This is a genomic window from Acidovorax sp. SUPP3334 (assembly GCF_030159055.1).
GTDB lineage: Bacteria > Pseudomonadota > Gammaproteobacteria > Burkholderiales > Burkholderiaceae_C > Paracidovorax.
In genome coordinates this window covers 34,848-43,921 of record NZ_BQXQ01000018.1, presented here as the reverse complement: position 1 = coordinate 43,921, position 9,074 = coordinate 34,848, and the positions used below count along the sequence as shown (strand labels likewise).

Annotated in this window: 8 protein-coding genes and 2 pseudogenes; 8 read left to right on the top strand and 2 right to left on the bottom strand. The window is 65.0% G+C overall.

The window, feature by feature from the left end; translation table 11 throughout:
- Nucleotides 1–164: 164 nt before the first annotated feature.
- From AVHM3334_RS12155 to AVHM3334_RS12135, 5 genes are all read left to right on the top strand, one after another.
- Nucleotides 165–914 (top strand): glutathione S-transferase N-terminal domain-containing protein, encoded by a 750-nt coding sequence (locus tag AVHM3334_RS12155; RefSeq protein ID WP_284412614.1) that lies wholly within the window; start codon nt 165–167, stop codon nt 912–914.
- Nucleotides 915–1,083: 169 nt separating this feature from the next.
- Nucleotides 1,084–2,079 (top strand): glycerophosphodiester phosphodiesterase family protein, encoded by a 996-nt coding sequence (locus AVHM3334_RS12150; RefSeq protein ID WP_284412612.1) that lies wholly within the window; start codon nt 1,084–1,086, stop codon nt 2,077–2,079.
- Nucleotides 2,080–2,093: 14 nt separating this feature from the next.
- Complete coding sequence (locus tag AVHM3334_RS12145; protein WP_284412610.1) at nt 2,094–2,318, top strand: hypothetical protein; 225 nt, start codon at nt 2,094–2,096, stop codon at nt 2,316–2,318.
- 235 nt (nt 2,319–2,553) lie between these two features.
- Complete coding sequence (locus tag AVHM3334_RS12140; RefSeq protein ID WP_284412608.1) at nt 2,554–3,783, top strand: toxic anion resistance protein; 1,230 nt, start codon at nt 2,554–2,556, stop codon at nt 3,781–3,783.
- A gap of 54 nt (nt 3,784–3,837) precedes the next feature.
- Nucleotides 3,838–4,290 carry a YiaA/YiaB family inner membrane protein gene (locus tag AVHM3334_RS12135; RefSeq protein ID WP_284412606.1) on the top strand — a complete coding sequence of 151 codons (453 nt, stop codon included), beginning with the start codon at nt 3,838–3,840 and terminating at the stop codon, nt 4,288–4,290.
- A 43-nt stretch (nt 4,291–4,333) separates the two neighbouring features.
- Here AVHM3334_RS12135 and AVHM3334_RS12130 read toward each other — a convergent pair whose 3' ends face one another.
- Entirely contained in the window at nt 4,334–5,140 is an 807-nt protein-coding gene (locus tag AVHM3334_RS12130; protein WP_284412604.1) for a hypothetical protein, read from the bottom strand.
- A 280-nt stretch (nt 5,141–5,420) separates the two neighbouring features.
- On the opposite strand from AVHM3334_RS12130, the pseudogene AVHM3334_RS24065 reads away from it, so the two are divergent.
- From AVHM3334_RS24065 to AVHM3334_RS12120, 3 genes and pseudogenes are all read left to right on the top strand, one after another.
- Nucleotides 5,421–5,552 (top strand): annotated as a pseudogene (locus AVHM3334_RS24065) (IS630 family transposase); the annotation flags it as partial.
- Nucleotides 5,531–6,034, top strand: a pseudogene (locus AVHM3334_RS12125) (esterase-like activity of phytase family protein); the annotation flags it as partial. The pseudogenes AVHM3334_RS24065 and AVHM3334_RS12125, both read left to right, overlap by 22 nt.
- A gap of 129 nt (nt 6,035–6,163) precedes the next feature.
- Complete coding sequence (locus AVHM3334_RS12120) at nt 6,164–6,868, top strand: riboflavin synthase subunit alpha (RefSeq protein WP_284412602.1); 705 nt, start codon at nt 6,164–6,166, stop codon at nt 6,866–6,868.
- Nucleotides 6,869–7,033: 165 nt separating this feature from the next.
- On the opposite strand, the gene AVHM3334_RS12115 is transcribed toward AVHM3334_RS12120, so the two are convergent.
- Nucleotides 7,034–8,809, bottom strand: a complete 1,776-nt coding sequence (locus AVHM3334_RS12115; protein ID WP_284412600.1) for a GGDEF domain-containing protein — start codon at nt 8,807–8,809, stop codon at nt 7,034–7,036.
- Nucleotides 8,810–9,074 lie beyond the last annotated feature (265 nt).

The window sequence follows — 9,074 nt, the reverse complement described above, 5'->3', positions numbered from 1 at the left end:
ACCGAAAAATCCCTAGCCGCAGATGCCGCGCTGCGAACGGTCGGCGCCGGATGGGCCGAATCGCGCAGGGGTTACTGCCCGCCGGGCTGCGTCCCGTGGAGCCAGGGGGTTTAATCAAAACCCCTTTCGCTTCCCCCCGGCCGTTCGCCTGCGGCCCAAAGACCATGACCCCGCAAAACCCCGCCTCCGCTCCTGCCGCCGCTTTAGCCATCACCCGCCCTATCACCCACCCCATCGCCGCCAAGTGGCCGGCGAGCCACCCCGAGCGGCTGCAGCTGTACTCGCTGCCCACGCCCAACGGCGTGAAGGTCTCCATCCTGCTGGAGGAACTGGGCCTGCCGTACGAGCCGCACCTGGTGCGTTTCGACACCAACGACCAGCTCTCGCCCGAGTTTCTCTCGCTCAACCCCAACAACAAGATCCCCGCCATCCTCGACCCCGACGGCCCGGGCGGGCAACCGCTGGCGCTGTTTGAATCGGGCGCCATCCTGTTCTACCTGGCCGAGAAGACCGGCCGCTTCCTGCCGAAGGACCCCGCTGCGCGGTATGAAACGCTGCAGTGGGTCATGTGGCAGATGGGCGGCGTCGGGCCCATGTTCGGCCAGCTCGGGTTCTTCCACAAGTTCGCCGGCAAGGACTACGAGGACAAGCGCCCGCGCGACCGCTACGTGGCCGAATCCAAGCGCCTGCTGGGCGTGCTGGAGCAGCGCCTGTCCGGGCGCGCATGGATCATGGGCGACGACTATTCCATCGCCGACATCGCCGTCTTCCCCTGGGTGAGCAACCTCATCGGCTTCGGTGAGGCGCGCGATCTGGTGGGCTTCGGTGACTTTCCGCAGGTGCAGCGCGTGCTGGATGCCTTCGTGGCCCGCCCCGCCGTGGCGCGCGGACTGGAGATTCCGCAGCGCGGGTAACCCGCGCGGGGCAAGGCGCTGCGGCTTCATTCGGGGCGGGGCGCCGGCCCCGGGCGGCCCCGTGTCGCCGGCCTGTCACGCACTTGCCACGGGTTTGCCATGCGCCACTTCTAGAGTGCGGCCTTCGCTCCATCGACGCTGTTGTCGACACAAGAAAGAAGACGCCCCCATGAAACGAATCTCCCTGCTGGCCTCCGCCCTGTGCCTGTCCGCCCTGTCCGCCCTGTCCCTCACGGCCTGCGGCGGCAACGACGACGCGCCACCCGCCCAGCCCCAGGTGATCGCCCACCGCGGCGCCAGCGGCTACCTGCCCGAGCACACCCTGGCCGGCTATGAACTGGCGATTCGCATGGGCGCCGACTTCATCGAGCCCGACCTGCAGATCACCAAGGACGGCGCCCTCGTCGCCATCCACGACGACACGCTCAACCGCACCACCAACATCGCCACGCTGTTCGCACAGCGCAACGGCGGCTACAAGGTGGCCGACTTCACCCTGGCCGAAATCCGCACGCTGACCGTGGTGCCCACCGGCACCGGCAAGACCAGCTACCCCGGCTTCGCGCCCAGCGCCGCCAACCCCTTCCAGGTGCCCACCTTCCAGGAAGTGGTGGACTTCGCCAAGAAGCAATCCACCGCCGTGGGCCGCGAAGTGGGCCTGTACCCCGAGGCCAAGCAGGCCGACCCGGTGATGGAAGACGGCATCCTCAAGACCCTGAAAGACAACGGCTACAACGCCGACAGCAAGGTCTTCATCCAGTCGTTCAGCGACGCCACGCTGCGCAGCCTGCGCACCAAGCAGAACGCGCAGAACAGCAAGATGCCCCTCATCCTGCTGGGCGTCGCCGCCAAGGCCGCCGACGGCACGCCGCGCATGGGCGTCATCTCCGGCAGCACCGTCACGCAGCTCACTTTCAGGGAAGTGGCCGGCTTCACCGAAGGCATCGGCGTGGTCATCAGCACCGCCGCCTACCCGATCACCAAGGACTACATCGACCAGGCCCACGCCGCCGGCCTCAAGGTGCACGGCTGGACCTTCGCCCAGGCGAGCGCCACCACGGCCGCCACCGAGTTCCGCAGCTACCTGGACATGGGCATGGACGGCATGTTCGCCAACTACCCCGACCTGGCAGTGGCGGCGCGCAACGCGTTCGTGAACAAGTAAGCCAGCCGGTCCTCATGGCAAGCTACCAACAGGCAGCGCTGTCTGTGGTGGCCTGCTCGACTGTTTGGAGTCTGTCGGATGTCGGCGGTGGCGCCCACCGGTGCGGCGAAGCATGGGCCGCCTGTCTGGGCAGAATATGGGCTGTATTCCTGTTTGATGCATGGTCCCAGGAGGTGCCGCTTTCAGGTGCTTTCGCAGAGCGCGAGCGCAGCATCCAGCCGTGGATGACTGATTTCTAGATAGCTGCCACATAGCCCTCGGGACGGTCCTTTTGGGACCTGCTTGACCATTTCGAAACTGCGCGACATGACATGGCCAGTCGCACCATCACGCTCACTGGCGCTTGACTCTCAAAGCGCTCCGGCAATCTTTCCACATCCGTAGGCCTTCCCCTTGCTCTTTAGAACGCAGAGGTCGCTTCTTGCCGCCGGCAACATGGATGAATCTTAGAATCACGAGAAATGGAGGAGAAGCATGTCCAATCTGACACCCGTGCAGACCGCACAGCCTGCGCCCGGTGCCGCCGCGGCAAGCACCTTTCAGCTAACCCCACCCGAGGTGGTGCAGCCCGTCAGCAACGAGGTGGCCAGCACGGCCGTACCCCTGCCCCCCGAAGTAGCGCGCGCTGTAGAGGACCAGGTGAGCCGTTTTGTTGACAGCCTTATGGCCGAGGACGTGCAGAGCGAAGGCTTTCGCGCCAAGCTCGACAGCGCCTTTGCCCTGGGGCGTGAAGAAATTTCGGTGGCGGCCAGCCTGATGCAAGGGCGCTTCATGGAGCGAAATTTTGTGGGCGTGGAAGACGGCACCGCTTTTCGGGCCATCCAGGACATGCGCCGCCAGCTCGATGCGCTGAACCCTGGCAAAGAGGGCGACCTGTTCCAGCCGCAAAAGTTGCTGGGCTTCATCCCGTTTGGCAATCGGCTGCAGAACTACTTCCGCCGCTTTGAGGGCGCAGGTAGCCAGCTGCAAAAAAGCATGGAGCAACTCTACGCCGCGCGCGACGACATGCAGCGCGATGTCGTCGAGATCGAGGCCACCCGGACCAAGCTGTGGGATGCCATGCAAAAGCTCACTGGCGCCATGCACTTTGCGCAATTGCTGGATGAGCGGCTCATGGCCAAGGTGGATGCCCTCAAGGCCAGCGACCCGCAACGCGCCAAGGCACTGGAGCAAGAGGTGCTGTTTTACGCGCGTCAGAACCTGCAAGACATGCTGACCCAGCAGGCCGTTTGCACCAATGGCTACCTGGCGTTGGACGTGCTCAAGAAGACTGGGCGAGAGATCATGAACGGTTGTTCACGCGTTGCTACCACCGGCATGAGCGCCCTGACCGTGGCCCAAACCGTGGCCCGCGCCACGGGCAACCAGATCAAGGTGATGGACATGCTCACGGGCGTGAACAGCACCATCGAAAATCTGATTGCCGAAACCGGCCGCCAGCTCAACAGCCATGTGGACAAGACTACGCAGTTTGCGCAAAACCCCATGGTTGGCATCGACAAGCTCAAGGAAATGTTCGAACAGACCTTCAAGGCCATGGATGCGATGGACGACTTCCGCTCCAAGGCCATTGTGGTCATGGGGCAGAACAACGCCATGATCGCGTCCGAAATTCAGCGGGCCGGGCAATATATCGACAAGGTGCGCATGGAGCAGGTCAAGAAGGCCACTTCTATGGAGCTCAGCGGCCCCGTGAAGCTGTGAGCATGCTAGTCATCCTGCGTACCTTGGCTTTTAACTTGATGAAGGAAAACTGAAATGGCATCCCGTTACATGGTTCAACGCGACACCACCGCGTGGCGTCTGCAAGTACGAATCTCTTTTGCCCTGTCTGTGCTTTGCACTGCCATTGGCGTGATCAACCTTCCCGGCCAGGAGCTAGACCGTGCCTTTCTCGCCATCGGCATGTTCTTCTGTCTGTTCAGCACCTTTTCCGTGGCCAAGACTCAGCGCGACAACCGCGATGGAGTCGTGGACACTTCGCAGTGGATCATCACCGTGTGGGTGGCGTTTGCGGCCGCTATTTTGCTGACTGGCTGGGGCCTGTGGCGCATGAAGATCGAGGAGTGGCAGCGGTATTACATGCTGGTGAGTTGGCTGTTCTTGGTCAGCTCTACCTTCACGCTATCCAAGACCGTGCGTGACGGACAAGAAGCCGATCTGCTGGAGCGCCGCGCCGCGCGCGCCCGTGAAGGAAGCGACGCGTCCTGAACCACAGTGCAGCCAGTCTTCAGTGAATAGGCGGGCGCTGCTCTCAGCGCGATTTCTTGGATTCGAGAAACCGCTGCTGCCTTGTCAGCACCTCGGCTGCACTTCGGCCGATTTTGTTTTCCCGGACCTGAATTTCAGTTTGCAACAGTGCCAGTTGCTGTAGCAACCCGTCGTCGGCCGAAAGCTGGCCGTCGTGCAACGTTTGGCGGCGTTGCGCGGGGGGCACACGAAGATAAGCCTGCAGGGTGTCGGGAAGGTAGCGGCGCAAGCATTCGCGCAGAAACAGGCGGTCCTCCACCGTGAAGTGCTCGTCGTGCGTGGGACGCTCGTGGCCCATGCGTTTGAAAGCCATCTTGATCTCCAGCATGCGCTGCGTGGCTTTCTCGTCCAACTCGGGCGCGGCGGCCTCCAGGCAGCGATCAAAGGTTTGCAGGGCTTCCGTATCGAACAACGCAGCCGCTGGTGGGGAATTACGGGCGGGTTGAGCGGGGCGTGTACGCCACCAGCCCACGGCACCCAGCAGGGTGACGCCCGTACCCGCCGCCAGTGGCAGTAACGCGGATTGGATCAAGCCCAACAAGGCCACGATCGCACCGCCTGCTGCCAGCACGCTTGTGGCGATATGCAGCGACGATGGCGCCACATGCGCCTGTGGTGGCGTGGCAAAGTACTCAGCCAGTGTCGTGCCCAATTGGGTGCGGGTATGCGCTCTGTGCAGCCGCTCGGTCAGTTGGGTGTCGGCTTGGGGCTCGTCGGTGGCGCGGGCTTGGCGCTCCTGCAGCAGCGCCGTGCGCCGGTTGACAGGACCGTCACCGGCCACAAAGCGCGAATCGTTGTTGGGAGAGTTCATCAAAAGGGCCCTGACAGGTGGAAGCGGGCAGTTGCAAGAGCGAAGGGTACAAGAGCGCCGGACTGTAAACGCAAACACGACGCTTCAGAGGGTTTGGTCTTGAATCAAATCGCCCCGGAGGATTGATGTGTCAAAGGCCTGTTGGGCTTCCCGATTTGCCGGATAGTCACAATTGCGTTGCGATAGTTGCACCAGAGCCTTTCCAAAAACCTAACAGTTCCCGTTATTGATCCGGCAATAATAATCTTGAAGTTTTTGAATGCGCCATCATGTATGGATGTTGGAAGCAACCGACATGAGATCGCTGTCGCGCGAAGCGCGGCATGAAAGACGCGTGCAAGTGATTCGCCTGCGCAAGGCGGGTCGCACGTACGACGAAATTGTGGCGCAAAGTGGACAGGCCGCCACTGGAAGTACGTGCTGGAGGCCAACCACCACGCCATCGGCGACTTCAACATGATCGACGAGACGGCCTCGGCGAACGGCACCAGCGCCATGGGTCTCATCATCGAGCGCGACAACGGCGAGGGCACGGCCGCCAAGGCCTGCCCCGAGTGCCAGAAACGCACGGACTGCTTCCATGACCTGGCGAAATTCAAGCGCGTGTACAAGGTCGAGCTGACCGACGCCAACACAGGTGCCGAGCTGCGCAAGGTGGGCTACATCGACCTGCTGAACATCCAGGACCCGCAGCGCCTGGCGAAGAAGCCGCTGGACAACGGCGTGCTCACCTTCCCGTTCTTCACCATCGAGAACGTGGACGTGGTGGACAGCAGGCACATCGTGGTCGGCAGCGACAACAACCTGCCGGTCAGCAGCAGCCGCGAGCCCAACCAGGCGGACGACAACGAACTCGTGCTGCTGGAAGTGGGCGAGCTGCTGCGCGCGCGCTGACCAGGCCGCGGAAACCCCGCGGTGCGAGGGCCGGAGCCCGGGTGGCAAAATTGCCGCCACCCCGGAGCGCCCCGGTTGCGCGGCGCTCCTGTCGGGGGCCTTCTTTCCACGCACCGGGAATCCACTCGCATGTTCACTGGCATCGTCCAAGCCACGGCGGCCCTCGCCGCCATCCATGACCGCGAAGGCCTGCGGACCTTCATCATCGATTTTCCGCCCGGCTTCTGCCAGGACCTCGCCGTGGGCGCGAGCGTGGCGGTGGATGGCGTGTGCCTCACGGTGACCGAGCTGCTGCCGCCCAACGCGGCGGCGTTCGACGTGGTGCTGCAGAGCCTGAACGTGACGACCCTGGGCAGCTACGCCGTGGGCGACCGCGTGAACGTGGAGCGCGCGGCCAAGGACGGTGCCGAGATCGGCGGGCACCCGCTGTCGGGCCACATCGACTTCGCCACCACGCTGCAAAGCGTGCGCGAGTCGGACAACAACCGGGTGTGGCGCGTGGACATTCCGCCCGCCTTTCGCAAATACGTCTTCGCCAAGGGCTACATCGCCATCCATGGCGCGAGCCTCACCGTGTCGGAAGTGAACCGCGCCGAGGGCTGGTTCGAGGTCTGGCTCATTCCCGAGACGCGCCGCGCCACGGTGTTCGAGCACAAACAGGCGGGCGACCGGCTCAACATCGAGATCGAACGCAGCACCCAGGTGGTGGTGGACACCGTGCGCGAAGCCGTGCACGAAAGCCTGGGGCGCCTGCAGCCGGTGCTGGAAGCGCTGCTGCGCGACAAGGGCCTGTCGCTGGAAGACTTCGTTCAGCCTCCGGTGCTGCCGCGCTGATCGCTCCGCCCGGTCTGGACGGTCTGGGCAGACTGACCACCGGGCCGGGCTCCATGCTCCCCGGCACGATGGAGCCTTGAGCCAAAAAGGCCTCCAGCGCAATATCCACTAGGGGATATAGCTATTAAAAATATAGCAAACAGCCCTCGGCCATCACCTCGGCCATCAAACCACGGCCAGCGTCCCGGCACCGGTATCCACCTTGGGCTCGGCCAGCACCACCCGGTTGCGCCCGGTTTCCTTGGCGCGGTACATCGCCGCGTCGGCCTCGGACAGCAGCTGGTCCAGCACCAGGCCGTGGCGGCCTGAATCCGCCACGCCGAAGCTCGCCGTCAGGCGCAGCGGCTGCGGGGAGGCGGGCAGCAGCAGCTGCAGGTCGGCCACGGTCTCGCGCAGGCGCTCGGCCAGGCGCACCCCGTGCGCGGGATCGCAGTGGCTGAGCAGCACCACGAATTCCTCGCCGCCGAAGCGGCCGACCAGATCGCCCAGGCGCAGCTCGGACCGCAGCGTGCGCGCCACCGCCACCAGCGCCTGGTCGCCCACCGCATGGCCCCACTGGTCGTTGAGCAGCTTGAAACGGTCCACGTCCAGGATGACGATGACCACGCCGAAGCCGTGGCGCCGGGCCTGCGCGAGCACGCTCTCGGCCGCATCGAAGAAGGCGCGCCGGTTGGACAGGCCGGTGAGGAAATCGGTGTTGGACTGCTCGCGCAACTGCGCGATCAGGCTGTTGCGCTCGCGCTCCAGCGATTCGCGCTGGCGGGTTTGCAGCTGCAACTCGCGCGCGGCGCGGATCACCGCCGCCATCTCGTCGTTGGCGGCGGGCTGTGGCAGCGGTGCATCCAGGTCGTTGGCGGCCAGCGCCTTCAGGGCCCGCGCGGTCTGCACCAGCGGGCTGAGAACGCGGCGATGCACCATCGACAGCGCCGCGGCCAGCAGGGCCAGCAGCACCACGGAGCCCGCCGCCACCAGGCCCAGCATGCGCACGGCGCGGGCGTATTCGGTGCTGGCGCGTTCGCGCAGTTGAGTGAGCAGCGTGTCGCGCACCTCGAAAATGGTGTTCATGTCGGGCACGTACAGCGCGGCAAAGCCCGCAGCGTCCATCCCGTAGCTGCCATCGCTTTCGCCGGCGGTGATCATCCGGTCGATGAGCGGGCCGGTGTCGCGAAAGTAGCGCTGCTGCACCGTCTGCCATGCCTGCGCGATGGGGCGCGGCTGCTCGGGCACCGACAGCCGCAGCTCGATCAGGAAGCGCAGCTGCGCGATGCGCCCGCGCGTTTGCTCGATGGCCCGGCGCTCTTCGGCCGAAAAAGGCTGCTGGCGCGCAAGCGCGGCCGTGAAATGCGAGCCCAGCAGGCCCGCGAACTCCCGCAGTTCGGCCGTGAGGCGCGCCACCTGCACGTCGTCGGCCAGGGCAGGGTAGTTCTGCCGCGCGGCATTGGCCAGGCTGCTGGTGACCGGGGCGAGCAGCGGCACGATGGCCACCATGCCGTAGACGGCCGAACGGATCGATTCGGGCGCGCGCTCCGCCTTCGGGTGGGCCACCACCTCGTCCACGGCGGCGCGGGCGATGGCCAGCGCCAGCTTGGCGGCCGCCACGCGGCGCGTGGCATCGGCCAGCGTGGCATCGCCCGTGCGCGACGACAGCACGCCGTGCAACGCATCGAAGGCACGGTCGGTGCGGGTGCGGGCCTGGGCCAGCGCCTGCTGCAGTTCAGCCGGCAGGGGCGAAGCGCCGCCCAGCGCTCCATTGGTGGGGCCGCGCTCGCGCGACACCATCTCGGCGGCCAGCAAGCCCGCGCGCAGTTGGTCGATGGCCTCCACGCTGGCGGCCGATGCGTGCACCGATTGGTACTCCGTCGTCGCGATGCGGCCGACCAGCAGCATCGTGGCCAGCACCACGAGGGCACCGAAAAGGCGAAGTAATCGGCTCAAGGACATGGTGGTCTGACATCAGTACGGCGAAGCAACAGTGCAAAAATTGTCTCATCAGCGGCGCATCCGGCGGCCTGCGGTGGCGAACGAATGCACCAATTGCCGACGGTACGCCCTGGCGACCCGCCCTGATCCGTGCAAGAAATGCGCCCGGGCCAGGATCTGCCAACTCAACCGTAGTATGAACATCCCGGGTGTCGCCAGGGGGCCCCGCCCTCCGATGCGCAAGGTTTCGCGCTCAAATGCGCCTTGGGCCCTCCATGGGCTTCAT

What these genes read in the sequence shown, in the direction of transcription:
- AVHM3334_RS12155 (WP_284412614.1), top strand. Translation starts at nt 165, where the DNA reads ATGACCCCGCAAAACCCCGCCTCCGCTCCTGCCGCCGCTTTAGCCATC.
- AVHM3334_RS12150 (WP_284412612.1), top strand. Translation starts at nt 1,084, where the DNA reads ATGAAACGAATCTCCCTGCTGGCCTCCGCCCTGTGCCTGTCCGCCCTG.
- AVHM3334_RS12145 (WP_284412610.1), top strand. Translation starts at nt 2,094, where the DNA reads ATGGCAAGCTACCAACAGGCAGCGCTGTCTGTGGTGGCCTGCTCGACT.
- AVHM3334_RS12140 (WP_284412608.1), top strand. Translation starts at nt 2,554, where the DNA reads ATGTCCAATCTGACACCCGTGCAGACCGCACAGCCTGCGCCCGGTGCC.
- AVHM3334_RS12135 (WP_284412606.1), top strand. Translation starts at nt 3,838, where the DNA reads ATGGCATCCCGTTACATGGTTCAACGCGACACCACCGCGTGGCGTCTG.
- AVHM3334_RS12130 (WP_284412604.1), bottom strand. Translation starts at nt 5,140, where the DNA reads ATGAACTCTCCCAACAACGATTCGCGCTTTGTGGCCGGTGACGGTCCT.
- AVHM3334_RS12120 (WP_284412602.1), top strand. Translation starts at nt 6,164, where the DNA reads ATGTTCACTGGCATCGTCCAAGCCACGGCGGCCCTCGCCGCCATCCAT.
- AVHM3334_RS12115 (WP_284412600.1), bottom strand. Translation starts at nt 8,809, where the DNA reads ATGTCCTTGAGCCGATTACTTCGCCTTTTCGGTGCCCTCGTGGTGCTG.